Origin of the sequence: Bradyrhizobium sp. 2S1, assembly GCF_011516625.5 — a bacterium.
In the GTDB taxonomy this organism is placed as follows: Bacteria; Pseudomonadota; Alphaproteobacteria; order Rhizobiales; family Xanthobacteraceae; genus Bradyrhizobium; species Bradyrhizobium septentrionale.
On record NZ_CP147717.1, the window covers coordinates 1,871,491 to 1,897,564 of the forward strand.

General features: G+C 64.0%; 17 protein-coding genes and 4 pseudogenes. 11 read left to right on the plus strand and 10 right to left on the minus strand.

Translation table 11 applies throughout. The features are described 5' to 3' along the window. Positions 1 to 3 precede the first annotated feature (3 nt). The 4 genes and pseudogenes from HAP54_RS08960 to HAP54_RS08975 form a co-directional block, all read right to left on the minus strand. Complete coding sequence (locus HAP54_RS08960; protein WP_166299435.1) at positions 4 to 1,017, minus strand: ABC transporter permease; 1,014 nt, start codon at positions 1,015 to 1,017, stop codon at positions 4 to 6. A gap of 296 nt (positions 1,018 to 1,313) precedes the next feature. Further along, positions 1,314 to 2,936: pseudogene (locus tag HAP54_RS08965) on the minus strand (ABC transporter substrate-binding protein). Between the two features lie 232 nt (positions 2,937 to 3,168). Continuing rightward, positions 3,169 to 3,672, minus strand: coding sequence for a DoxX family protein (locus HAP54_RS08970; RefSeq protein WP_166299436.1), 504 nt, complete (start codon positions 3,670 to 3,672; stop codon positions 3,169 to 3,171). A 123-nt stretch (positions 3,673 to 3,795) separates the two neighbouring features. Then, positions 3,796 to 4,668 (minus strand): NmrA family NAD(P)-binding protein, encoded by an 873-nt coding sequence (locus HAP54_RS08975; RefSeq protein ID WP_166307601.1) that lies wholly within the window; start codon positions 4,666 to 4,668, stop codon positions 3,796 to 3,798. Positions 4,669 to 4,784: 116 nt separating this feature from the next. Here HAP54_RS08975 and HAP54_RS08980 point away from each other — a divergent pair, with 116 nt between their 5' ends. Beyond that, a complete protein-coding gene (locus HAP54_RS08980; protein ID WP_166299437.1) occupies positions 4,785 to 5,207 on the plus strand; it encodes a winged helix-turn-helix transcriptional regulator in 423 nt (140 codons plus the stop codon). Positions 5,208 to 5,409: 202 nt separating this feature from the next. Here the strand turns inward: HAP54_RS08980 and HAP54_RS08985 are convergent, their stop codons facing one another. Both HAP54_RS08985 and ugpB read right to left on the minus strand, forming a co-directional pair. After that, positions 5,410 to 6,366, minus strand: a complete 957-nt coding sequence (locus tag HAP54_RS08985; protein ID WP_175619394.1) for an aminoglycoside phosphotransferase family protein — start codon at positions 6,364 to 6,366, stop codon at positions 5,410 to 5,412. A gap of 160 nt (positions 6,367 to 6,526) precedes the next feature. Further along, entirely contained in the window at positions 6,527 to 7,846 is a 1,320-nt protein-coding gene (gene ugpB, locus HAP54_RS08990) for a sn-glycerol-3-phosphate ABC transporter substrate-binding protein UgpB (protein ID WP_176422263.1), read from the minus strand. Between the two features lie 216 nt (positions 7,847 to 8,062). Between ugpB and HAP54_RS08995 the strand changes: the two are divergent. The 6 genes and pseudogenes from HAP54_RS08995 to HAP54_RS09020 all read left to right on the plus strand — a co-directional run bounded on the left by HAP54_RS08995 (position 8,063) and on the right by HAP54_RS09020 (position 17,708). Further along, positions 8,063 to 9,019 (plus strand): annotated as a pseudogene (locus HAP54_RS08995) (TRAP transporter substrate-binding protein). Positions 9,020 to 9,116: 97 nt separating this feature from the next. Continuing rightward, complete coding sequence (locus HAP54_RS09000; protein WP_176422278.1) at positions 9,117 to 11,108, plus strand: sensor histidine kinase; 1,992 nt, start codon at positions 9,117 to 9,119, stop codon at positions 11,106 to 11,108. Continuing rightward, the gene (locus tag HAP54_RS09005) at positions 11,078 to 12,826 is read left to right on the plus strand and encodes an ATP-binding response regulator (protein ID WP_166299439.1); all 1,749 of its coding nucleotides are present in this window, start codon (positions 11,078 to 11,080) and stop codon (positions 12,824 to 12,826) included. The genes HAP54_RS09000 and HAP54_RS09005 overlap by 31 nt, the downstream gene beginning before the upstream one ends. Then, the gene (locus tag HAP54_RS09010) at positions 12,823 to 13,560 is read left to right on the plus strand and encodes a response regulator (protein ID WP_166299440.1); all 738 of its coding nucleotides are present in this window, start codon (positions 12,823 to 12,825) and stop codon (positions 13,558 to 13,560) included. The genes HAP54_RS09005 and HAP54_RS09010 overlap by 4 nt, the downstream gene beginning before the upstream one ends. 211 nt (positions 13,561 to 13,771) lie before the next feature. After that, on the plus strand, positions 13,772 to 16,837 hold the full coding sequence (polA, locus tag HAP54_RS09015; RefSeq protein WP_166299441.1) for a DNA polymerase I: 3,066 nt from the start codon (positions 13,772 to 13,774) through the stop codon (positions 16,835 to 16,837). Positions 16,838 to 17,120: 283 nt separating this feature from the next. Next, complete coding sequence (locus HAP54_RS09020) at positions 17,121 to 17,708, plus strand: LysE family translocator (RefSeq protein WP_166307610.1); 588 nt, start codon at positions 17,121 to 17,123, stop codon at positions 17,706 to 17,708. 44 nt (positions 17,709 to 17,752) lie between these two features. On the opposite strand, the gene HAP54_RS09025 is transcribed toward HAP54_RS09020, so the two are convergent. Together HAP54_RS09025 and HAP54_RS09030 are read right to left on the minus strand one after the other, a co-directional pair. Beyond that, positions 17,753 to 18,916: an IS4 family transposase gene (locus tag HAP54_RS09025; protein ID WP_166298915.1), complete on the minus strand. Its 1,164-nt coding sequence runs from the start codon at positions 18,914 to 18,916 to the stop codon at positions 17,753 to 17,755. Between the two features lie 239 nt (positions 18,917 to 19,155). Continuing rightward, the gene (locus tag HAP54_RS09030) at positions 19,156 to 19,782 is read right to left on the minus strand and encodes a glutathione S-transferase family protein (protein ID WP_166299442.1); all 627 of its coding nucleotides are present in this window, start codon (positions 19,780 to 19,782) and stop codon (positions 19,156 to 19,158) included. A gap of 202 nt (positions 19,783 to 19,984) precedes the next feature. Between HAP54_RS09030 and pyrE the strand changes: the two genes are divergently transcribed. Together pyrE and HAP54_RS09040 are read left to right on the plus strand one after the other, a co-directional pair. Further along, entirely contained in the window at positions 19,985 to 20,548 is a 564-nt protein-coding gene (gene pyrE, locus HAP54_RS09035; protein WP_166299443.1) for an orotate phosphoribosyltransferase, read from the plus strand. Between the two features lie 319 nt (positions 20,549 to 20,867). After that, positions 20,868 to 21,661 (plus strand): annotated as a pseudogene (locus HAP54_RS09040) (DUF2865 domain-containing protein). Between the two features lie 65 nt (positions 21,662 to 21,726). On the opposite strand, the gene HAP54_RS09045 reads toward HAP54_RS09040, so the two are convergent. Further along, a complete protein-coding gene (locus tag HAP54_RS09045; protein WP_166299444.1) occupies positions 21,727 to 22,158 on the minus strand; it encodes a hypothetical protein in 432 nt (143 codons plus the stop codon). A gap of 197 nt (positions 22,159 to 22,355) precedes the next feature. Between HAP54_RS09045 and HAP54_RS09050 the strand changes: the two are divergent. Beyond that, positions 22,356 to 22,648 (plus strand): annotated as a pseudogene (locus HAP54_RS09050) (GIY-YIG nuclease family protein). 273 nt (positions 22,649 to 22,921) lie between these two features. Here the strand turns inward: HAP54_RS09050 and HAP54_RS09055 are convergent. Further along, positions 22,922 to 23,155: a hypothetical protein gene (locus HAP54_RS09055; protein WP_166299445.1), complete on the minus strand. Its 234-nt coding sequence runs from the start codon at positions 23,153 to 23,155 to the stop codon at positions 22,922 to 22,924. A 243-nt stretch (positions 23,156 to 23,398) separates the two neighbouring features. Here HAP54_RS09055 and HAP54_RS09060 point away from each other — a divergent pair, with 243 nt between their 5' ends. After that, entirely contained in the window at positions 23,399 to 25,909 is a 2,511-nt protein-coding gene (locus HAP54_RS09060; RefSeq protein WP_166299446.1) for a glycogen/starch/alpha-glucan phosphorylase, read from the plus strand. The last annotated feature ends 165 nt before the right edge of the window (positions 25,910 to 26,074 follow it).

The window sequence follows — 26,074 nt, forward strand, 5'->3', positions numbered from 1 at the left end:
TCCCTACCCTTCGAGCCTGACGCGTGGATCGATCACGCCATAGAGGATGTCGATCAGGAGATTGAGCAGCACGTACATGACCGCCATGGTCAGCACGAAACCCTGCACCGGCGCGAAGTCGGACGCGATCAGCGCCTCGACCGCGTAGGAGCCGATGCCGGGCCAGGCGAACACCTTCTCGACCAGCACGTTGGCGCCGAGCAGGAAGGAGAACACCATGCTGAGCGTGGTGATGACCGGCAGCATCGCGTTACGGAAGGCATAGGTGACGATCACCTTGCCGGGCGACAGGCCGCTGGCGCGCGCGGTGCGGACGAAATCGGAGGCCAGCACCGCCAGCATCGAGGCGCGCGTCATGCGCGCGATCGGCGCCAGCGAGAAGATCGCGAGCGTCACCGCCGGCAGGATCAGCTGGCTCAGCGCCGAGCGGAACGCCTCGAAGTCGCGCGCGATCAGCGTGTCGATGAGATAGAAGCCGGTGACCGTCGGCGGTGCGCTATAGAACACATCGAGCCGGCCGAGCGGCGCCGGCGCCCAGCCAAGCCGGAAATAGAACACGTAGACCAGCACGAGCCCGGTGAAGAACACCGGCAACGAGACGCCGGCCGTCGTGGTGATGCGGCAGAGATGGTCGATCCAGGAGCCCGGCCGCGTCGCCGCCAGCACGCCGAGCGGGATCGCGATCACGATCGAGACGACGAGGCCAAGCAGAGTGAGCTCGGCCGATGCCGGCAGGCGATTGCGCAGTTCGGCGGCGACCGGCTGCCCGGTGGTCAGCGAGGTGCCGAGATCGCCATGGGCGAGATCGTTGCTGTAGCGGACGAACTGCTCGATCAGCGGCTTGTCGAAGCCGAGCTTCTTCCTGATCTGGTCGACCGCCTCCTTGGTTGCCGCAGGCCCTGCAAAATACGCCGCGGGATCGCCCGGCAGCGCGCGCGTCAAGAGGAACGTCACGATCACAACCCCGATCAGGGACGGGATCGCGAACAGCAGCCGCTTGCCGATCAGGGTCAGCATGGGCCGCTCCTGACGTGAGCGAAAGCCGCAACGGGACTGGCAGGGCTCCCTCTCCCCTTGCGGGAGAGGGTTGGGGAGAGGGGTGCTGCTTGCTCCATTGCGAGATGGAATCGAGCTTGCGCTGAGCCGCCTGCGACGTGGCGAAATCGGTTGGCGCGATCTCGCTTGGTTTCGTCCTTACGAATATGTGGCTTACCCCTCTCCCCAACCCTCCCCCGCAAGGGGGGAGGGAGCCAGAGAGACGTGCTCACCTCACCTGCATACGCCGATACACCGCCAATCATCTCCATACAGCCTCACCCCTTCGCCATGGCGCGGTAGTCGAGGCGGCGGTGGAACCAGTATTGGTAGCCCGAGATGTTCTTCTGCATCGCGACGTTGACGAAGGGCTGATAGAGCGGGATGCGCGGGATGTCCGCGTAGGCGAGATCGACGAAGCCCTTGACGTCGGAATCGTAGGCCGCGGTGTCGCCGGCTGCGGCAGCGGTGCGCGCGCCGTCGATGAGCCTGTCCATCTCCGGCGACTTGTAGCTCATGGTGTTGAAGACGGAATTGTTGCCGTGATAGCACCAGTAGAAGAAGTACTCGGGGTAATCGAGCCAGCCCGAGAACACGTTGGTGAACAGCGGCATTTCTTTCTTGTTCAGCTCGGTGCGCCAGTTGGCGCCGGGCACCTTGTTGATCGTGGCCTTGATGCCGAGCTGCGCCAGACTCTCCTGCACCAGCACGCAGAGCGGCTCATTGACGCCAGCAAAATTCAGGTCGAACGAGATCGTGGTCTCGAAGCCGTTGGCGTAGCCGGCCTCGGCGAGCAGCGCCTTGGCTTTCTCCATGTCGGTGTCGTATTTCGTCGGCTGCGGCCAGGCGACCTCGGTCGGCTTGTCCTTTGCTGCGCCGAACATCGGGTTGGCGAGGCCGAACAGCACCGCATCCATGATCTTCTGATACGGCATCGCGTAGGCCATCGCCTGCCGCACCTTGGGATTGTCGAACGGCGGCTTGGTCACGTTCATGCCGATATACTGGATGCCGTTGGAGAACGGCAGCGAGACCACGTTGAGCTTGCCATTCGCCTTCATCTCCTGGAAGTCCTTGAACGGCAGTTCGTAGGAGATATCGGCATCGCCGCGCTCGAGCAGCGCACGGCGGTTGCCGGCCTGCGGCACCATCCGCCAGATCACGCGCTTGATCTTCGGCAACGGACCGCAGACCCAATCGTCGTTGCGCTCCATGACCACTTCGGTACCGGCGGTCCATTTGGTCACCTTGTAGGCGCCGGAGCCGGCGGTCTGCTGCTTGGTGAATTCGAGACCCCAGGGATCCTTTTCACTGGCGTTCTTCTTGACGAGCTCGGAATTGACGACGCAGGGCACGATCACCGCGAGATCGGGGATCGTGAGCTTGTCCTTCCTGAGGAAGTCGACGCGCACCGTCATATCGTCGACGACGACGAACTGCTCGGGCTTGGTCAGCGAGCCTGCACTCATCTGGAAGGTCGGGAAGCCGCCGACCGAGACGGCGCGGTCGAGCGACCATTTGACGTCCTTCGCCGTGACCGGCGTGCCGTCATGGAATTTGGCGTTCTTGCGCAGCTTGAAGGTGACCGACATGTCGTCGATCTTCATGTCCTCGGCGAGCTCACCCTTGAACTTGTCGCGGTCGTAATAGGGCACGCCACCCGGACCGCTTTTCATCTCGTGACTGATCAGCCGGTCGTAGCAATTCCACGACACCTCATAGCCGGGCACGTTGGTGCCGATGCCGTGGATATCGAGGTTGTTGGGACCGCCCTCGGAGACGATCAGCAGCGTTTCGGAACGGGCGTCGGCCTTGGCCGGCGACTAGATCGCGGGCGCGGTCGGCGCCAGCGCACCCGCTGCCAATCCGGACACCGATTTGAGGAAATCGCGACGTTTCATGTGATGCTCCAAATGTCTTTTTGGAAAATAGCTTTGGAACAGGGATCGCAAGGTTTGTGCAACCCTTAACGGAATCTTATTCCGAATTAAGCAATTGAAATTCAAGGCAAAACATTGCATTGGCAGCAAAGTCCGGCCAAGCACGTTGCATACAAAGGCAGACAGTTTGCCCAATATGAGTGCAAACGACAGGTGCTGCTCGCCTTTTCGTGCAACCAGCGACCAGGCGTCACTAGCTGGGACGCGGACTCATTAGGGCGCAGCCACAGGCGGTGCGAGCGCTAGCTGTCAGTGGCGTGGCGGTTAGGTGGGGCCATCCCGTTTCACCTGTGAACGCTTGCAGGCGAACCTTCCCTCGCCCTCCAGTGGCGTCAGTCATGCCGAGCTGGGGAGCCGCTCTCCGCCAGGCGATCCAGCCAACTACTATCGATAGTGCCGCTACGACAAGCGGCGCCACCCCGTGCCCGTATTCGCCGTGGAGTGTGACGGTCGCGAGCGCCGCCAACATCACGGCGCAGCCGAGCGCCGAGCCCCACAGCCGCGTCCGTGCCCGCGCCAGCAGAACGGCGGTCGTGAGTTCCAGCGATCCGGTTACGAAATGGAACCAGTACGGGTATCCCCACCGCAGATATTCTTCGTAGATAGACCCAGGGGCGAAGAAGTTGCTGAGCGATCCCACAACGAAGAAAGCTGCAAGCGCCAAGGCCGAGACTAGGCGCCAGGAAATCTTTGACATTTGTCCATCCTTTTCTGATTAGGGCGTCGCGGAGAGACGGCCGGCCGCGACGCATTCATTCCGAAGGAGATGCGAATTTCCGGAACAGGTCCGAAAGTCGCATCTCATCGCTGATCCGCGGACCTAAGCCGTGGCGGCCTTCTGGGCCGCTGCGAAGACATCGCGGGGAAGCGTTGTGCCGGCGACGCGCTCCGTGCCCGCTACGCCGACGTCCATCCAGCCCGCGTTGACGGCGTCGAACATCGCTTCAGCCGGTCCGGTTTGGCCCTTCGGGATGCCGAACTGCTCGAATGCTGCCGGCCACTCCGCCCGCGGGACAGCGAAGGCGTGGACTTCGCGCTGCATGACATCGCCCAGTTGCGCTGCGACTTCATCCGCGCTGACCATCGAACCAAGTTCGATGGCGCGATGCTCCGACCACGCCGGCCCGGTCAGCAGCGTCGCCACCTCGGCACCGATGTCGTTCGTCGCGACCATGGTCGATTTCCGGTTGGTCGGGTTGTAGTAGACGGGGAGCGTGCCGCCCTTGGCGACGTGCAGGCCGTAAAGGAAGTTCTCGAAAAACCCGCCGGCGCGCACGAAGGCGGTCGGCGATGTCAGTTTGCGAAAGCCTTGCTCCAGCAACGACAGGGCCGTGATCATCCCCAGCCCGCTGGTTCTGTTCGCCCCCATTGACGAGAGCCCGACGACTCGCGGCGGCGGGGCCTTGGTCAGCGCCTCGACATAGTTCGCGATGACGCCCTTGGCTTCCTTGAAGTCCGGCGAGGGGGCCCAGACGGCCGGCAACATTACAAACGCGCCGTCGACGCCCTTGAGCGCCCGCTCGATGGCGGCCGTGTCGTTCCAGTCGCCGTCCACCAGTTCCACGCCCTGGTCCGTCCAGCTTGCCGCCTTCCCGCGGTCGCGAACCAGCGCGCGTACTTTCTTACCTTGCGCCAATAGATGCCTGGCCGTTGCGCCGCCGACTTTTCCTGTAATTCCAGTGACTAGAAACATGCGTATTCTCCGGGTGCTCAATGGCCTATATTCTAGGGTAGGTCTCACATAGAGACCGCAGACCTGCACCGTAAGGAAGCAGTTTTTTGTAACCAGGAGAGAAAAAGGGGACCGGCATGAGCGACGCATTGAGCGCGATCGAGCGATTCAGCCGATATCAATCGGACGACGCCCAGTCAGTAGAGCCCGTGCATTGCCCGGTGCGCGACGTGCTCGACTGCATCGGCGACAAGTGGAGCATACTCATGATCATGACCCTCGCGACGCGACCGCAGCGCTTCGGCGAGCTTCGCCGAGCCATCCGCGACATCTCGAAGCGCATGCTCACACAGACGCTGCGCGACTTGGAGCGCGACGGACTTATCACCCGCCATGTCTTTCCGACCAAGCCGCCGGGCGTTGAATATCGCCTTTCCCCGCTAGGCCAATCCCTGCTGGACCCGATGGCGAGCCTCATCGATTGGGCCGACCGTCGCTATTCGGATATCCATGCTGCGCGCGTCCGCTTTGACGAAGCCCCCTGTGATGTCCCGCGTTAGTGATGTGAAACAGAAGTTCACATCATCGCGTGTGTGAGGTTTGGCGGCGTGCTTCCGATGCAGATAACAGCAGCCGGTTCGTTAGCTGTTGCCGAGAATGGATGTCGGCATTCGTTACGGTGATGGCCGCTGGCGGAACCTCAAGTCTACCCTCCTGCTGCACGACGAGTCAGAACTGACGGCGATCCCGGAATTGCGGCGTTCAATAATAGTCCGGCCAGATCAACTGCTGAAGCTGCACGAAATCGTCGACCCGATTCGGCCACCCCTCGATGCAGATGTGCCGGAGCGGATCGCTGGCCCAGTGCAGCATCAGCAGCGCCATCAGCCGCCGCTTCAGCGCGAATGTCACGTCCGCACGCGCGATGCCAAAGCCGTCGAACAGGCTGCGCACAAGCCGCGGATGGCCGGCGGCCATGAAGGCGCTGGGACCGAGCAGATCGTACTCGCCCCACCCGGTCCGGACATCGCCGAAGTCGAACAGGCCGGCGACGTGCCAGCCGTCGGCCCGGCGCTCCAGCAGGAAATTCTCCGGGATGTACTCGCCGGTCAGGATCACCGGCGGCGCCTCCATCGGGATCAGTTCGGCGGCGTCCCGCAGCAAATCGTCGAGCCCGGCGAGGAATTTCGCCGGCAGGCCGAGCCGCTCGTGCCGCGCCCGGCACTGCGCGATCTGCCCGCGCATGAAGGCCTCCCAGCGCGGCTCGATCGCAAGCAGGCGGCCGGGCGGCACGCGCTGTACTTCGGCAATCACGGCGCCGATCTCGGCGAGCACGCGCTCCCGCTCGGCCTCCGACAGCGACGGCCACACCTCCGAGCCGACGGTGCCGGACAGGCGGGTGATGACGAGATACGGCCAGCCGTCACGCTCGCCCTCCGCGACCAGGTCGGGAATCGGAAAGCCGAGCCGTCCGCGCAATTCCGCCAACGCGCCGCGTTCGGAGACGAATTGCGGGCGCAGAAACGGTGGAAACAGTTTCAGGATCAGTTCACCGTCGAGCCCGATAACGAGATTGGTGCCGGTCGAGAACACATGCGGGGTAGCGCACGACAGCCCATGGCCGTCGGCAATATCGCGCGCGACCGGCAGCCAGCGCGACGTGTCGCTGCGCCAGGCGCGGTAGGTGTCGTAGGTGGTCAGGGATGGAAGGGATATCATTTCAAGGAATCTCGTAGCCCAATCTCTCCCCGTCATCCTGAGGTGCGAGCGGAGCGAGCCTCGAAGGATGCACGGCCCGACGGTGGCCGTCGATCCTTCGAGACGCCGCTTCGCGGCTCCTCAGGATGACGGAGAAGCAGTTAGCAGCCTGGCTGCACGATCACCGGTCCGGATTGGCGCGCTCGAACTGGCGCAGCAGGCGGTTGCCGCGTTCGACGGCGTTGTCCATCGCGGCCTGCGCCGTACGCTTGCCGGCGAACACCTGCTCGAGCTCCTCCTCGATCACATCGCGGATCAGGACGAACGAGCCGAGGCGGATGCCCTTCGAGTTGTCGGTCGGCGGCTTCAACGTGACCTCCTCGATCGACATCGAGGCGCCGGGATTGCGATCATAGAAGCCCTGCGTGCGGGTGAGATCGAACGCGGCGCGGGTGATCGGCAAGTAACCCGTGTTCTGGTGCCAGGCCGCCTGGACTTCCGGCCGCGACAGATAGGCGAAGAACTTCGCCACTCCGGCATATTCGGCGCGCGGCCGGTCGCGCAGCACCCACAGCGTCGCGCCGCCGATGATCGAGTTTTGCGGCGCGCCCTGCACGTCGGGATCGTACGGCATCATGCCGTAGCCGACCTCGAATTTCGAGTTGGCCCTGATGTCGGCGCGGGTGCCGGACGAGCCGATGAAGATGCCGCACTCGCCCTTCTGGAAGCGCGGCTCGGCCAACTGCCCGCGGCCGCTATAGTCGAAGGTCTTGTCGGCCTGCCACTGCGCGAGCTGCGCGATATGGCGCACCAGCAGCGGGTTGTTGAAGATCAACTGCGCGTCGAGCCCGGAGAATCCGTTGGCCTTGGTCGCGATCGGCAGATTGTGGAAGGCGGAGAAATTCTCGACGTTGATCCAGGACGGCCACGACGTGGTCACCCCGCACATTGCGCCCGCGGCGCGCAGCCGCTTGGCCGCGATGCCGAGCTCCGGCCAGGTCCTCGGAGGCTGGCTCGAATCCAGCCCGGCCGAACGGAACATATCCTTGTTGTAGTAGAGGATCGGCGTCGAGGCGTTGAACGGGAACGACAGCATGTTGCCATCGACATCGGCATAGTAGCCGGCCACCGCGGGCAGATAGGCCGATGGCGCGAACGCCTCCGATTGATAGCGCATCAGCTCGAACACCGGATAGATCGCGCCGCGCGCCGCCATCATGGTTGCGGTGGCGATCTCGTTGACCTGAACGATCGCCGGCTGGCTGCGCGAGCGGAAGGCGAAGATCGCCGCGGTGACGGTTTCGGTGTAGTTGCCCTTGTAGACGGGCACGATCCGGTAGTCGGACTGCGAGGTGTTGAAATCGGCGGCGAGCTTCTCGAGCTGCTTGCCGAGCTCACCCGACATCGCGTGCCACCACATGATCTCGGTCGCAGCTTGCGCGGGCGATACAAGCAGAAGGGCCGCCACGGTGAGTTGCAGGAGTTTGAAAGCGAACTTCACGACGAGCTGTTCCTCGATGCCAGCGCGCAGTCATAAGGCGCCACAACCCCGGATTCAATCGACACCGCAGGTTGAACCGCGGATTTAACGTTTGGCCGATGGGCGAACCACCGACGTTCTGCTAGAAAGCATTGAACCTTTTTCTCCCGCCCTGGACACAAATCACAAGGGGAATTGTAGCCTGTGTACCGCCGCGCCGGCCTTTCGCGGACAATGATGCTTGCCGTCGCGCTGTTATGGACAGCGGTTTCGGCGAGCCTTTCTGCGCGCGAATTCCGCACTGCCGATACCCAGAATGAGGACTATCCGACCGTTCAGGCACTGAATTACATGGACCGCCTGATCGCCGAGCGGACCTCCGGCCGGCACCGCATCGTGGTCTTCCATTCCCGCCAGCTCGGCGAGGAAAAGGAGACGCTGGAACAGACCCGGGCCGGCGCCATCGATCTGAACCGGACCAACGTCGCGCTGATCGGAACCATGGTGCCATCGGTCAACGTGCTGGCGATGCCGTTCCTGTTTCGGTCGCTTGAGCACCTGCAACATGTGCTGGACGGACCGATCGGGACCGAGATCCTGAACAGTTTCGAAGCCCATGGCTTCGTCGGATAGACCTTCTACGATTCCGGCGCCCGCTCGATCTACAACAGCGTCCGCCCGGTGCGCTCGCTCGACGACCTCAAGGGGCTGCGGCTGCGCGTGCAGCAATCCGAACAGATGTCGGACATGATCCGCGCGCTCGGCGCCCAGCCTGTCGAAATGCCCTACGGCCAGGTGCTGACCGGGCTCGCCAACCGGCTGATCGATGGCGCGGAGAACAACTGGCCGTCCTTCGTCACCACCGGCCACTACAAATACGCCGGCTACTACACCTTGACCCGGCACACCATGAGCCCGGAAGTGCTGGTGATGTCGCGCAAGGCCTGGGCCAGCCTCTCGCCGGACGAGCAGACCATCTTCCGCGATGCCGCGCAGCGCTCCAGCATCTATATGCGCGACAAGTGGCGGGAGCTCGAGGAGCGCTCGCGCAAGCAGGCGGAACTCGCGGGCGTCAAGGTCGTGACCGACTTCGACCGCAAGCCGTTCGAGGCGGCGATGGCCGGTATCTATGCCAGGGCCGAGCGCGATCCCGCTCTATCAGCGCTGATCGAACGCATCCGCAACATGGAGTAACCGGATCTTGGCTGCACCCAAACAGGACAGGAAGACACGGCGGCCGGCGGCCTTTGGGCCGCAGGGCCGTTTCCGTATCGTCCAGTTGCTGCGTGCGGTGCCGATCCGCTGGCGCATTCTTTCGATCGCGCTGCTCAACTCCGCGGTCGTGATCGTGCTCGCGGTGCTGATCTGGAACGGTTCGAAGGTGCTCGGCTCCGCCTGGGAAGATGTCCGCCAGCTGCGGGAATCCGACAAGATCCTGGCCAAGCTCGAAAGCGAGACAAGCCGGCTGCAGAACCTGATCCACCGCTACATCAACCAGCCGAGCCCGGACCTGTTCGCGGAAATCCTGCTGCTGCGCGAGGCCGTGCTCGGCACGCTGACGAACCGGGCCTCGACCGACCCGATGCTGTCGGGCTCGGTCGAGCAGCTGGAACGCGTCACCAGCCGCCTCCTCGACGGCTTCGGTGAATTGCGCACCTTGCAGACCAAGATCTCCAAGACCTATGACGAACAGGTGCTGACGCCGACCAAGGACATGGCCGGGCTCTATTCGATCATCGAGGGCGCGACCGGGCATCGCGATGCGCTGATCTGGCCCGCACTCGGCAAGTCGCGCGAGGCGTTCACCTCGCTGCTGGTCGCCGCCAACGCCTACTATCTCTCGCTCGCCTCGTCGTCGGCCGAGGAGGCCCGCCGCAACATCGATACGATCGAGAAGACGATCCCGGTCATGACCGATATGGCCGAGAATGATTTGCAGCGCATGGCGCTGGCGCGGCTCAAGGTCAAGACCGCCGAGCTGCGCGACGGGCTCGGCAAGCTCAGCGAACAACTCACCAACCGCACCGACCTGTTGCGCAACTCGATCGACGCCAGCCAGGCCGACGCGATCGGCGCGATCGACGATCTCTCGGTGAAGATGCGCCAGCGCGAGCAGAAGGCGCAGGAGACGTTCGACAGGACGCTGTCCTCGATTTCGCGCCGGGTGCTGTCGATTGCCGTGGTCTTCCTCGGCGTCATCATGTCGGCCGGCGTCATGATCGCACTGTCGATCCGGCTGCCGCTCGCGCAGATCATGGCCGCGATGCGCACGATCACCTCGGGCGATCTCGACCGGCCGGTGCAGGGCACCTCGGCCAGGGACGAGGTCGGCGCCATGGCGCGCGCGGTCGAGGTGTTCCGCGAAAACGCGATCGCCAAGCGCAAGACCGAGGACGAGCTGCGGACCTCCAAGGAGAAGGCCGAAAGCGCGCTGCTCGAGCTCAATGCCGCGCAGCAGAACCTGATCGATGCCGAGCGGCTCGCCGCGCTCGGCGGCCTCGTGGCCGGCGTCGCCCACGAGGTCAACAACCCGATCGGCATCAGCCTGACGGTGGCCTCGAGCTTTGCCCGCCGCGCCGAGATGTTCGACAACGACCTGAAGACCGAGCCGCTGCGCCGCTCCAAGCTCGATGACTTCGTGCGCGCCTCGCGCGACGCTTCGCAGCAGCTGGTCTCCAACCTGCAGCGCGCCGGCGAACTGATCCAGTCGTTCAAGCAGGTCGCCGTCGACCGCTCGCATGCCGAACGACGCCAGTTCAGCCTGGGCGAATCGACCGACCAGATCGTGGCGAGCCTGCGGCCGGTCCTGAAGAAGGCCGCCATCGCGCTGTCCGTCGACGTGCCCGAGGGGCTCCTGATCGACGGCTATCCGGGCGCCTATGGGCAGATTTTAACCAATCTTTTCCTCAACGCCGTCAATCATGCCTTCGCCGACGGCCGCTCCGGCAACATCACGATCTCGGCCCGCGGCCGCGGCGCCGATGATGTCGAAATCATCTTCGCGGATAACGGGGCTGGCATGACGCCGGACGTGCAGCGGCAGGCGTTCGACCCCTTCTTTACGACGCGCCGCAACGAAGGTGGTACGGGTCTCGGCCTCCATATCGTCTATAACCTGGTCACCCAGCAGCTCGGCGGACGCATGATGCTGGAGTCAAGGGTAGGACAAGGCACCACTTTTCGCATTATCATGCCCAGGATCGCCAAGGGCCAGCCCACGATCACTGACGCAGCAGCTGACGGAACCAGTCAATGGCCGAACAGGACGATGTCCTCCAACTGATCGACGATACCGAGAGCCCCCCGGAGGACTCGTCGGCCCGCAAATGGAAGATCGCCGTCATCGACGACGATCACGCCGTCCATGAAGGCACCCGTTTCGCGCTCAGCGACTACAATCTGAACGGTGCGACGCTGGAAATCCTCTCGGCCTACTCCGCGGCCGAAGGCCGCACGCTGATGCGGGACAACCCTGATATCGCAGCCGTGCTGCTCGACGTCATCATGGAGACCGACGTCGCCGGCCTCGAGCTCGTCGAGTTCATCCGCAACGAGATCAAGAACGAGACCGTCCGCATCATCCTGCGCACCGGCCAGCCCGGCCAGGCGCCGGAACGGCGCGTCATCGTGCAGTACGACATCAACGACTACAAGGCGAAGACCGAGCTCACCGCCGACAAGCTGTTCACCTCGCTGACGGCGGCGCTGCGCAGCTACCAGCAGCTCGAGCGCATGGTGCAGACAAGGCGCGGCCTCGAGATCATCATCGACGCCGCCTCGACCCTGTACGATTTCAAGTCGATGCAGCGTCTCGCCGAAGGCGTGCTGACCCAGCTCGCCTCGCTGCTCAATGTCGATTGCGCCGGGATCCTAGTGCTGCGCGACGACGGCAACGCAGCCGCATGCGATTTCTCGGTGTTGGCCTGCTCGGGCTGCTACAGCCGCTTCATCGGCACCACCTCGTCGAGGGCGCTCGATCCGGACCTGCGACACATGGTGGAGGCGGCATTCCAGCGCCGCAAGAACGAGTTCGCCGACCACCGCAGCGTGCTCTATTCGCGCACCGGCAGCGGCCGCGAGGTCGTGGTGCTGCTGCAGGCCGAGCGCCAGCTCTCCGACACCGACCGTGCGCTGGTCGAGATCTTCTCGAGCCGGCTGTCGATCGCGTTCGACAATGTGATCCTCTACCAGCAGCTGCACGAGGCCAACAGCCAGCTCGAGGACCGCGTCGCGCAGCGCACCCGCGCACTGATGCAGGCCAACCGGCGGCTGTCGGCGCAGTGGCTGCGGCTGCAGCGCGCCAACGGCTTCAAGAACGAGATCCTCGGCACCGTCGCCCACGATCTGAAGAATCCGCTCGGCGTGATCCTCGGCCGCACCGAGATGCTGACCGAACTGATCGGCGCCGGCTCGCCGAAGGAGAGCGTCACGTCGCAGGTCGAGCACATCCGGGATGCGACCAAGCGGCTGACCTCGATGGTCGACCACCTGATCTCGGATGCGATGGCCGATGCCTTCGACATCACCATTCGCCGCGAGCCGGTCGATGTCGCGGCCCTCGTCAACGAGGTCACCGAGGCCAATTTGCCCTCGGCCGTCAACAAGCAGCAGAGCATCTCGGTCTCGGGTCCGCAGCATTTCGTCACGATGTGCGACTCCGACCGGATCCGCGAGGCGATCGACAACCTCGTCAGCAACGCCATCAAATACTCGCCGATCGGCGGCAAGATCACGGTCTCGGTCAGCCACGAGGGCGAAGACACCGTGATCCGCATCTCCGACCAGGGCCCCGGCCTCAGCCCCGAGGATCTCGGGCGGCTGTTCGGCCGGTTCCAGCGGCTGTCGGCCAAGCCGACCGCGGGCGAGAGCTCGACCGGCCTCGGCCTCTCCATCGTCAAGCGCATCATCGACATGCATGGCGGCCATGTGACCGCTCAGAGCCCCGGTCCCGGACAGGGGTCGACCTTTACGGTTACACTGCCGGCGACAGAGACATCATGAACCAGAACCCGCATATCTTCATCGTCGACGACGAGGCGCCGGCCCGCGAGATGGTCGGCGATTACCTCAAGATGCACGGCTTTGGCGTGACGCTGTGCGACGGCGGCAAGAGCCTGCGCAAGGAGATCGAGAGCAGCACGCCCGATCTCGTGGTGCTGGACCTCAACATGCCCGAGGAGGACGGGCTGTCGATCATTCGCGACCTCAAGAGCAAGATTAATGTGCCCGTCATCATGCTGACAGCTACTGCCAGCCCGATCGACCGCGTCGTCGGTCTCGAACTCGGCGCCGACGATTACGTGGCAAAACCCTGCGAGCTGCGCGAGCTGATGGCGCGCATCCGCTCGGTGCTGCGGCGGAGCGGCCCCGCGAAATCAGCCACGCCGGAGCCGGCCGGTGCAAAGGCCGAAAAGGAGCAATTGGTGCGGTTCGGCACCAAATGGCTCGATCTCGAGGCCCAGGCCTTGCGCGACGACGAAGGCAATGAGCACCCGCTGACGGCCTCCGAATTCGGCCTGCTGAAGGTGTTCGCGGCCAATCCGAAGCGGGTTCTGTCGCGCGAGCGGCTTTTGGAACTCGCCAATGCGCGCGATGCGGAAGCCTTCGACCGCGCCGTCGACCTCCGCATCATGCGGATCCGCCGCAAGATCGAATTCGATCCGACCAAGCCGTCGGTGATCCGGACCATCCGGGGCGGCGGCTATCTGTTCTCGCCGACCGGCGACAAGGCATAATCTATTCCGCAGCTGCCCCTGAGGAGCCGCGAAGCGGCGTCTCGAAGGGTCGACGGCCACCAGTCGGGCCGTTCATCCTTCGAGGCTCGCTCCGCTCGCACCTCAGGATGACGGGATGGCACCGTCAAATCCATCGATTTGGCTGTGCGGCACACCCAGAATCCACACAGCAAAGGCTGTCAATCCGCGCAAAAATCCCTAAGTTTCGGCCATGCCGAAAACAGCCTCCACAGACCCCGCCAAATCAGCCCCAAAGACCTCCCCCAAGCCCGTTGCCGCCGAGCCCGTTGCTACCAGGCCCGCGGCGAAGGGCGACCATGTCTTCCTGGTCGATGGTTCGGGCTACATCTTCCGCGCCTATCACGCGCTGCCGCCGCTGAACCGCAAGTCCGATGGGCTGCAGGTCAATGCCGTGCTTGGCTTCTGCAACATGCTCTGGAAGCTGCTGCGCGACATGCCGGAGGACAACCGGCCGACGCATCTGGCGATCGTGTTCGACAAGTCGGAGATCACCTTCCGCAACAAGCTCTATCCCGACTACAAGGCGCACCGGCCGCCGGCGCCGGACGATTTGATCCCGCAATTCGCGCTGATCCGCGAGGCGGTGCGCGCTTTCGACCTGCCCTGCCTCGAACAGTCAGGCTTCGAGGCCGACGATTTGATCGCGACCTATGCGCGGCTGGCGAGCGAGCGCGGCGCGACCACGACGATCGTGTCCTCCGACAAGGATTTGATGCAGCTCGTCACCGACAAGGTGTTGATGTACGACACGATGAAGGACCGCCGCATCGGCCGCGACGAGGTGATCGAGAAATTCGGCGTGCCGCCGGAGAAGGTGGTCGAGGTGCAGGCGCTGGCCGGCGACTCCACCGACAACGTTCCCGGCGTGCCCGGCATCGGCATCAAGACCGCGGCGCAGCTGATCATCGAATATGGCGACCTCGATCAGCTGCTGTTCCGCGCCAGCGAGATCAAGCAGCCGAAGCGGCGCGAGGCGCTGCTCGAGAACGCCGAGAAGGCCCGCATCTCGCGCCAGCTTGTGCTGCTCGACGACAAGGTCGCGCTCGAGGTGCCGCTCGACGACCTTGCCGTGCACGAGCCCGACTCGCGCCGGCTGATCGCCTTCCTCAAGGCGATGGAGTTCTCCACCCTCACCCGCCGCGTCGGCGAATACGCGCAGATCGATCCCGCCAATGTCGATGCCGATCCCGGCAACAAGAGCGGCGCCAGCGTGTTCTCGCCGCTGCCGCCGTCGGACGTGACGCCTGCACCCGGAAACGGATCGGCGGCCTCTGCACCTGCAACGTCAGTGTCGAAAGAGCGCGGCAAGCCAAGCGGCGCGCGCGACGACAAGAATTCCAGTCTGAAGGGCACGCCGGCCGCACTGGCGGAGACCCGCGGCGAAGCGATCCGCAACACCGGCTTCGACCGCAAGGCGTATCAGGCGATCGGCAGCCTCGACCAGCTCAAGGCCTTCATCGCCCGCGTGCCCGACACCGGCTATGTCGCGATCGAGGCGCTGTCTGAATCGATCGACCCGATGCAGGGCGAGCTCTCGGGGCTCGCACTGGCACTGGCGCCGAACGACGCCTGCTACGTGCCGCTCAGCCACCGGCAGCCCGGCGGCGGCGCCGGCCTGTTCGATGCAGGCCTCGCACCCGGCCAGATCAAGGCTGCCGAGGCGCTTGCGGTGCTGAAGCCGCTGCTGGAGTCCGCCGGCATCCAGAAGGTCGGCTTCAACGTCAAGTTCACCTCGGTGATGCTGGCGCAGCACGGCATCACCTTGCGCAACACCGATGACGCGCAGCTGATGAGCTACGCGCTCGACGCCGGCCGCGGCTCGCATGCGCTGGACTCACTCGCCGAGCGCTGGTTCGAGCATGCCGTCGTCAACTATGGCGGCCTCGTCGGCAGCGGCAAGGGCAAGCTGACCTTCGATCAGGTCACGATCGACAAGGCGACCGAATACGCCGCCGAGAGCGCCGATTTGATCCTGCGGCTGTGGCGCGTGCTGAAGCCGCGCCTGGTCGCCGAACGGATGACGACGGTCTACGAGACGCTGGAACGGCCGCTGGTGTCGGTGCTGGCGCGGATGGAGCGGCGCGGCATCTCGATCGACCGCCAGGTGCTGTCGCGGCTGTCGGGTGATTTCGCCCAGACCGCGGCGCGGGTCGAGGCCGAGATTCAGCAGATCGCCGGCGAGCCGGTCAATGTCGGCAGCCCGAAGCAGATCGGCGACATCATCTTCGGCAAGATGGGATTGCCCGGCGGCACCAAGACCAAGACTGGCGCGTGGTCGACCACCGCGCAGGTGCTGGACGACCTCGCCGAACAGGGTCTCGAATTCCCCAAGAAGATCCTGGAGTGGCGCCAGGTCTCGAAGCTGAAATCGACCTATACCGACGCGCTGCCGACCTATGTCAACCCGCAGACCCATCGCGTGCACACCACCTACGCGCTGGCTGCGACCACGACGGGCCGGCTGTCGTCGAACGAGCCGAATTTGCAGAACATCCCGGTGCGCACCGAGGACGGCCGCAAAATCCGCCGCGCCTTCATCGCGACGCCGGGCCACAAGCTGGTGTCGGCCGACTATTCCCAGATTGAACTCCGGCTGCTTGCCGAGATCGCCGACGTGCCGGTGCTGCGCCAGGCGTTCCGCGACGGGCTCGACATTCACGCCATGACCGCGTCTGAGATGTTCGGCGTGCCGATCAAGGACATGCCGAGCGAGGTGCGCCGCCGCGCCAAGGCGATCAACTTCGGCATCATCTACGGCATCTCGGCGTTCGGCCTCGCCAACCAGCTCGGCATCGCCCGCGAGGAAGCTTCGGCCTACATCAAGAAATATTTCGAGCGCTTCCCTGGCATCCGCGCCTACATGGACGAGACCAAGGATTTCTGCCGCCGCAATGGCTATGTGACGACGCTGTTCGGCCGCAAGTGCTATTACCCTGATATCAAGGCGTCCAACGCCTCGGTGCGCGCTTTCAACGAACGCGCCGCAATCAACGCCCGCCTGCAGGGTACCGCGGCCGACATCATCCGCCGCGCCATGATCCGGGTCGAGGGCGCGCTCGCCGAGAAGAAGCTCTCGGCGCAGATGCTGCTGCAGGTGCATGACGAATTGATCTTCGAGGTGCCCGACGGCGAAGTCGCGGCGACGCTGCCCGTCGTGCAAAAGGTGATGCAGGATGCGCCCTTCCCCGCGGTGATCCTGTCGCTGCCGCTGCAGGTCGACGCCCGCGCCGCCAACAATTGGGACGAGGCGCATTAGCTTTCTTGCCTCTCCCGCTTGCGGGGGAGGCCGACGCGCGCGAAGCGCGCGGCGGGTGGGGGCTCTCACCGCTGAAAGATTCTGCGCGGAGACACCCCCACCCCGCCCTCCCCCGCAAGCGGGAGAGGGAGCCCTCACACCATGTTCGCGGCTACATTGCTCCGAGAGCAATTCCAGCATGGCCGCGCGGCGGACGACACGCTAGACATGCGTGTATCCCCTCGCGAGAGCCATCACGCCCCACACATCCGCGTTGCTCGGCTTTGCACTCGTCTGCCTCGGCATGGTGCTGACGCCGGGCCCGAACATGATGTACCTGATCTCGCGCTCGATCACGCAAGGCCCCGGGGCCGGTATCGTCTCGCTCGGCGGCGTCGCGCTCGGCTTCGTGTTCTACATGTTGTGCGCGGCATTCGGCATCACCGCGCTGCTGTTTGCCATCCCCTACGCCTATGACGCGCTGCGCTTTGCCGGCGCCGCCTATCTGCTCTGGCTGGCGTGGCAGGCGCTGAAGCCCGGCGGCCGCTCCCCATTCCAGGTCAAGACGCTGAAGGTCGACGGCCCGCGCAAGCTGTTCGCGATGGGCTTTGTCACCAATCTGCTGAACCCGAAGATCGCGATGCTTTATCTCGCGCTGCTGCCGCAGTTCATCGATCCCACAGGCGGTAGCGTGCTGACGCAGTCGCTCGCGCTCGGCTCGATCCAGATCGTGATCAGCGTCAGCGTCAACGCGATGATCGCGCTCGCCGCCGGCTCGATCGCGGTGTTCCTCGGCACCCGCCCGACCTGGCTGCTGGTGCAGCGCTGGCTGATGGGCACGGTGCTCGCAGGGCTTGCGATGAAGATGGCGCTCGAGGCAAGGAGGGCGTGAGCTTCTTACCTCGCCCCGCCTGCGGCAGGGCTGTCCGGGGAAATTCAACCATAGCAGAGTTCCATCTGGTTGAGGGGCGTTCTGCATTTGCGGCGGCTAGGGTTGATTGGCGGAGGCTTGTCGATGCTGGCGAAGGCTCGCCGGGTGAACAGGAACTGGCTGACGAGTTCGGCGAGCCTGAGCGGCAGCATTTTGATGCAGTTGGTCCGCGCGGCAATGCGCAACAGTAGGTAGGCAATCATCGCAGCAAGCACTTGCAGGCGGATTGCATTGTCGTTGGTGCCGAGGAACTTGCGGATGTCGAGGTGCTGCTTGATCCAGCGGAACAGCAGTTCGATCTGCCACCGGCTCTTGTAGAGGGCGGCGATCTCGACGGCCGTTCGGGTCGTATCGTTGGTGAGAAGCGTGATCACGCCGCCGTTCTCCCGCCTGACCTTGATGCGCCGCAGCGGTATCGGCAAACGCGAGTCGCCCTTACTGGTGAGCTTCACCTCGTCGTCGACGATGATCCTGAAGCCGTCCCCCTTGCTGTTGCGGATGGTGCGATGCCTGACCGCGCGTAGCCGGATGCTCGTCTTCGGCCGGGTCACGAAGAAAGCCTTGCTATCATTGATCTTCTGCCACCAGTCGAAACGGCAATATCCCTTGTCGAACACGTAGGTTGTGCCGGCCTGGATCGGAGTCTGGCGACCGATCTCGATATCGTTGACGTTGGCAGCCGTCACCTCGACGCACTTCGGGATATCGCCCTTGGGATCGTAGACCACGTGCAGCTTCATGCCGCGGATGCGGCCGTTCCACACCGCCCAGGTGCAAACTTTGCCAAGCGGGATCGGACTGGCGTCGATCAGGCGCACCATCTCCTTGCCTTCGCCCCGCAACTGCCGGCTTGCCATCGCCGACAATCGTGCAAAGGTTTGCGCAAAAATGCTGGACGGGCGGCGGGTATTGGCATCCGACCGCGTCGAGCGGGACAACCTGCCGGTGCCCAGATGATAGTGATGCTGAGGATTGGCGTTGAAGCCGGTCACCACGGCGCGCAGGCTGTTGTTCCCGCTCAACTGCGCATAGATCAGCGCTACCAGGTGATCCCAGCTCTTGAACGACTTGTCGTAGGCATCCCCGTCCAGACGATCCACAGCCGTCTGAAACTGCCGCCGATTGATCGGTTCAAGCAGCCTACTAAAAATGCTATCGCGAAATCGCATGCTCGGCCTTCTGTGTCTCGACAACCAGAAAAGACCGATTTGCCTCGGTTTTGCCGAGCATGCACCGCGACACAGTGAATCATTCCCCGGACAGCCCTGCGCCTGCGGGGAGAGGTCGGATCGCATCGTCAGATGCGATCCGGGTGAGGGGGACTCACCGCGAATTCAATTCTCACCGTCTTTGCGGCACCGCCCCTCACCCCAGCCCTCTCCCCGCAAGAGCGGGGCGAGGGAGAAGATCAATCCAGCTTCGCGTCCATGCCGCGCTTGGTGGCGGGGCGGGCCATCAGCGTCTCGTACCAGCGCTTGACGTTGGGGAAGTCGGCCAGATCGACCTTGTGGCGCGGATGGCGCCAGGCCCAGCCGAGGATGGCGAAATCGGCGACCGAGAGATCGCCGGCGACGAAGTCGCGGCCATCCAGCCGGCGGTCCAGCACGCCGTAGAGCCGCCGCGTCTCGGCCATGTAGCGCTTCAGGCCATAGGCGCGGTCCTGCTCGTCCTCCAGCGCGATGAAATGATGCACCTGGCCCGGCATCGGGCCGAAACCGCCCATCTGCCACATCAGCCACTCATAGACCGGAATCCGCTCGGTGAGCGGCTTCGGCAGGAACTTGCCGGTTTTCTCGCCGAGATAGAGCAGGATCGCGCCGGACTCGAAGATGCTGACGCGCTTGCCGCCGGGACCGTCGGGGTCCACGATCGCCGGGATCTTGTTGTTCGGGCTGATTTCGAGGAAGCTGGACGCCATCTGCTCGCCCTTGCCGATATTCACCGGGATCACCTTGTAGGGCAGGCCCATTTCCTCCAGCGCGACGGAGATCGTGCGGCCGTTGGGCGTGTTCCAGGTGTGCAGGTCGATGGACATTTCCGCTTCCCTCGCAAGTGTTTGGCGCTTGCTTTAGGGGGAACCCGTTGATGGCACAACCCGCGCTTTCCGCACACGGCTGCGCTGAAATGGCGGCGCGGGCACTGTTGACGGCGGGATTTACCCGCTGGAATGTGTTGGAGACCGCCGATAGATTGCCGGCCGCCGCAAACCCCCAAGAAGCCCCCAAAGGGAAAAAGCCTTGTCCAAATCAGCCTCCCGCGCCCGCCTCGCCGAGATCATCCGCAAGCGTTCGTTCGGCCGCGGCAAGATCACGTTGGCGTCGGGCCGCAAGAGCGACTTCTATTTCAACCTGAAGCCGACGATGCTCGATCCCGAAGGCGCAGCCCTGCTCGCCGAGCTCACCTATGAGGCGCTGAAGGACGACAAGCTCGATTTCGTCGGCGGGCTCGAGATGGGCGCGGTGCCGCTGGCCGGCGCCATCGCACAGCTCTCCTGGCTGAAGGGCCACCCGATCGCCGCCTTCTTCGTGCGCAAGAAGCCGAAGGAGCACGGCGCGCGGCTTGCCGTCGAAGGGCTGGCCAAGGGAGAGACCCTGGCGGGCAAGCGGATCGTGATCGTCGAGGACGTCACCACGACCGGCGGCTCGGCGCTGAAGGCCGTGGAAGCCGTGCGCGAGGCCGGCGGCGAGATCGCGCTGGTCTTCACCATGGTCGACCGCGAGGAAGGCGCGACGGAGACGTTTGCCGAAGCCGGGCTGCAATTCCGCGCGCTGTACAAGGCCGGCGAATTCTTGAAGGGCTGACGGTTTCTCTCTTCTCCCTCGCCCCGCTCTTGCGGGGAGAGGGTTGGGGTGAGGGGCTGCTTCCACGAGCCGTGAACGTGGTGAGACCTGTACCCCCTCACCCGGATCGCATCTTGCGATGCGATCCGACCTCTCCCCGCAAGCGGGGCGAGGTAAAGAGAGGTTCGCGCAACCTCGCCTTCTTCCTGTGACGCCGTCACCCTCGATCAATCGCTCGTTTACCATCCCGCACTATGGTGAATCCGCCGGGGCTCCTTGTCGCCGCGGCGTGGTGCGTCGGGTGGAGTTGACGTTGCGTACAGAGTTGAGTGATCGGCGCATGCGGCGCCGCGTGATGCTTGCCGCCGCGGCGTTTGCGGGTTCCGCCCTGGTCGTGCCCGCACCCGTCTCGGCCGAAGGGCTGTTCGACCTGTTCTTCGGCGGTTCCCAGAAGCAGCAGGGCCGGCAGGCCCCGCCACAGGCCAATCCGCCGATCCGTTCGGCCTCAATCAGCAACAGGAACGGCAGACGTCCGCGCCCATCTCGGCACCGCGCGTGGCCGGTTCCGGGCCCGCTTATTGTGTGCGCAGCTGCGACGGCAAATATTTTCCGCTGACCATGCGCGGCAACGCAACGCCGGCGCAACTTTGCCAGGCCTTCTGTCCGGCGAGCGCGACCAAGGTCTATTACGGCGGCCATATCGACAGTGCCGCATCGACCACCGGCGAGCGCTACGCCGACAGTGAAAACGCCTTCGCCTATCGCAAGGCGCTGCGCGCCGACTGCACCTGCAACGGCCGCGACCCCGCCGGGCTTGCGCCGGTCGACCTCGCGCTCGATGCCTCGCTGCGCGCCGGCGACGTGATCGCGACCACCGATGGCCTCGTCGCCTATACCGGCGTGCGTGTCGGCAACGAGCAATCCTTCGACTTCACGCCGATCGCCTCCTATCCCGGGCTGACAGCGGCGGTCCGCGCGCGGCTTGGCGAAATGAAGGTCGCTCCCGTCAGCGCCGAGCTCGCCGGCGACGCGCCGCTGCCGGAGACCAGAAGCGATGTCGCGCCGTCGGCGCCGTCGTCTGCTGTTCCTAAGATGACGACACCAAAGCCGGCGAGGCGCGCGGAAGTGAACTGATGGGCTAAGTCGTCATTCCGGGGCGATGCGACGCATCGAACCCGGAATGACGACGTTACAAATTGCTACCGCGCCACGATCACGCCGATCACGTTTGGCGCGGCCATGTATTTCTCCTCGATCGCGGCGCGCGCGGCCGCGCGGTTCTCCGGGTTGAGGATGCCGCGCTTCTCGGCGAGGATCATCCAGCAATAGCCCCACCAATCCGTCAGCATGCCGTGATCGTCGACCAGATCGTAACCGTGCTCGGCGGCGAAGATGCGCGCATGCGCTTCATCGAGCGCGTCGAGCCAGGCGTGATCCTCTGATGAGAACAACTCGTCGCCGAAATCATCGGTGGTGTAGCTCCAGATCGACATGCAGACCGCGTTGAATTCGCGATCGAGCTGATCGTCGTCGATCGGCTGGCGACGCGAGGCCTGATGCAGCCGCGACAGCGACCGCGCGAAATCGGCAATCCGGGTCAGGGCGAATGGATCGAACGCGATGGTGGACATGTAGTCCTCGTGGAGACTGAGAGACCATAGATATTGTGTCGGCACAGGCGCCGAATCACAATGATATATCAAAGACTTGCTAAAGTGTTCTTAATTCGTTCTGATGCGGACGATCGGCGTCAAAAGACGCCGTCGTCCTGGCGAAAGCCAGGACCCATTACCCCGACAGGTCATTATTGAGCGAGTTCGGGCCACCCATCAGCGCCGCGGGCAGCTACTACGTCTACATCCTGGCGAGCCGCCATCACGGCACGCTCTATATCGGAACCACGAACGATATAGGCGCCAGGTTGGAATTGCACCGCTCGGTCGAGGCTCCAAGTTTGTCTACAAATACAAGGTCTTCCGTCTCGTTCATGTCGAGGAATTCGCCACGGCGCAGGAAGCTATTGCCCGCGAGAAGCAGCTGAAGCTCTGGAAGCGCGATTGGAAGATCAAGTTGATCGAAGCAGAAAACCCGGATTGGAACGACCGGTCGGGCCTCATTTGACGGTTGGGGTAATGGGTCCTGGCTTTCGCCAGGACGACGATGGAGGTGCGAAACAAGCCTGCGTGGGAGAGCGGATACGCGGCTCAAAAAGCAATTCGGGCCGCCGACAAATGTCAGCGGCCCGTTGAAAATTGCTTCGGAATGAAATGCGTCGGAGCTTAAAAATGTGCCCGCCCCACGGGCGACAGTTCGTTTGTAAAGAACTCGTTAAGTTCTGGGAATCCGTATCACCACGGTGTTCCCGACTGCGCGTGAAACGCCTTGCGCGCCGGCTTAATTCGCCGCCGACAGCAATTTGTCACCGCAAGCATTTGCGTAGAACTTGCCGCCGCATTGCCGCTTGATGGCGGCGCAGCGCGCGGCCGGCGAGGCATTCTGCGCCACGCTGAAGCTGCAGCTCAGGCCGTCGGCGCTGCGGCCGAGTTTGCCCGCTGCATAAGCCGCGCTGGTCGCCGTGATGCACACCATGAGCAATGCTGCGGCCGCGATCTCGATCAAGAGTCTCATCACGCATCCTCCGCCAACTTGCCGCAAGATTTAGGCTTTCATGGTCGATCGTAGCACCGGCAACGACGGTTCCGAAGGCCCCTAAATCGGCCCGGTCCTTGCATAAAATGTCGGCAGCGCTGTGCACGGCAACGTTTCGGGCGGTTTTGATTGCCATGCAACACGCGTATCATCGGGTTGGGGCATGATCCGGACATTATGATCGCATCATGATCCGGAAATCTGAACGGCAGGGATTGGGCGTTGCAGGAACAAACAAACTACCCGGCATTGAACCAGCCGATCGATGAGCTGGCGCTGACCGAGATCAAGGGCGCGATCCTGGCCAAGCTGCGGCTTGCGATCGGCAAGGACGCCACCGTTGCGACCAGGCGCGACTGGTACAAGGCCGCGACGCTGGCGCTGCGCGACCGCATCGTGCACCACTGGCTGACGGCCGAGAAGCAGAGCTACGACGCCGGCGCCAAGCGCGTCTATTATCTCTCGCTCGAGTTCCTGATCGGCCGGCTGTTCACCGACGCGCTGAACAATATGGGGCTGTTGCCGGTGTTCGCGGCCGCGCTCGGCGACCTCGGCGTCGACCTCTCGGAGCTGCGCAAATGCGAGCCGGATGCGGCGCTCGGCAATGGCGGCCTCGGACGGCTGGCGGCCTGCTTCATGGAGAGCATGGCGACGCTGGCGATCCCCGCGACCGGCTACGGCATCCGCTACGATTTCGGCCTGTTCCGCCAGATCATGAACCATGGCTGGCAGCAGGAATATCCCGACGAGTGGCTCGCCTTCGGCAATCCCTGGGAATTCCAGCGGCCCGAGGTGGTCTACAACGTCCACTTCGGCGGCCATGTCGAGCATGTCGATGACCGCGGCCGCGACCTCGCCACCTGGCACCCGGCGGAAACCGTCGAGGCGATGGCCTACGACACGCCGATCGTGGGTTGGCGCGGCCAGCACGTCAACGCGCTTCGGCTGTGGTCGGCGCATGCGCCCGATCCGCTCCAGCTCGATGTCTTCAACAGCGGCGACTACGTCTCGGCCAGCGCCGAGCAGGCGCGCGCCGAAGCGATCTGCAAATTCCTTTATCCGAACGACGAGAGCGCGGCGGGCCGCGAGCTGCGGCTGCGCCAGGAATATTTCTTCGTCTCGGCGTCGCTGCAGGATCTGGTGAAGCGGCAGCTCGCCTCCGACGGCGGCCTGCGCAGCCTCGCGCAGAAGGCCGCCGTGCAGCTCAACGACACCCATCCGAGTCTTGCGGTCACCGAGCTGATGCGCATCCTGGTCGACCTGCACAATTTCCGCTGGGACGAGGCTTGGAAGATCACGGTCGCGACGCTATCCTACACCAATCACACGCTGCTGCCGGAGGCGCTCGAGACCTGGCCGGTCGAATTGTTCGAGCGGCTGTTGCCGCGCCATCTCGAGATCATCTACCGCATCAACGTGGCGCATCTCGCGCTCGCCGAGGAACGCTTCCCCGGCGATATCGAGTATCGTGCCTCGGTGTCGCTGATCGACGAGCGGAGCGGTCGCCGCGTGCGCATGGGCCAGCTTGCTTTCGTCGGCTCGCACCGCATCAACGGCGTCTCGGCGATGCATTCCGACCTGATGAAGGAGACCGTGTTCCACGACCTCCATCATCTCTATCCGTCGCGCATCACCAACAAGACCAACGGCATCACCTTCCGCCGCTGGCTGATGCTGGCCAATCCGCGGCTGACCGCGCTGCTGCGCGAGACCTGCGGCGAGGCCGTGCTCGACGACTTCTCGCTGCTCGAACGGCTCGAGACCCATTCGAGCGACCTCGAATTCCAGAAGCGCTTCCGCGACGTCAAGCATCACAACAAGCTGGCGCTGGCGCGGCTGATCGGCGAGCGCAACAGCATCAAGGTCGACCCGTCGGCGCTGTTCGACGTGCAGATCAAGCGCATCCACGAATACAAGCGGCAGCTGCTCAACATCCTGGAGACCATCGCGCTGTACCACGCGATGAAGGACGAGCCGCAACGCGACTGGGTGCCGCGCGTAAAAATCTTCGCGGGCAAGGCGGCGGCGAGCTACCGCTACGCCAAGCTGATCATCAAGCTGATCAGCGACGTCGCCGAAATCGTCAACAACGATGCATCGCTCGGCGGCAAGCTGAAGGTCGTCTTCCTCGCCGACTACAATGTCAGCCTCGCCGAGGTGATCATCCCGGCCGCCGATCTCTCCGAGCAGATCTCGACCGCCGGCATGGAGGCCTCGGGCACCGGCAACATGAAGCTCGCGCTGAACGGCGCGCTGACCATCGGCACGCTCGACGGCGCCAATATCGAGATCCGCGACAATGTCGGCGAGGAAAACATCGCGATCTTCGGCCTCGAGGCCGGTGATGTCATGGTCCGCCGCAAGCAGGGATTGGACGCCAGCGACGCGATCAGCAACTCACCGCGGCTGGAGCGCGCGATCCGCGCCATCGAGAGCGGCGAGTTCTCGCCCGGCGATCCCGCCCGCTTCGCCTCGATCGGGCACGCGCTGCGCTACCTCGACCACTACATGGTCTCCGCCGATTTCGATTCCTACTACGACGCGCAACGCGGCATCGACGCCCGCTGGCGCGTGCCTTCCGCCTGGACCCGCGCTTCGATCCTCAACGTGGCGCGCATGGCGTGGTTCTCCTCCGACCGCACCATCCGCGAATATGCCGAGGATATCTGGCACGTGCCGGTGCATTCGACGGTCTCGCCGCAGCTTGGCGTTCAGCGCGAGGCGAAGGGCTAATCCCGCGACGCGGAAATCGATTACGTCCGGCGTCATTGAATTCGGCGTCCGTGCCGGGATATTGCATGTCGAGCGTCATTGCGAGCGTAGCGAAGCAATCCATCGCACCCCACATGCGGATCGATGGACTGCTTCCGCCTTCGCCGAGGCTCCGGCGGACAAGTC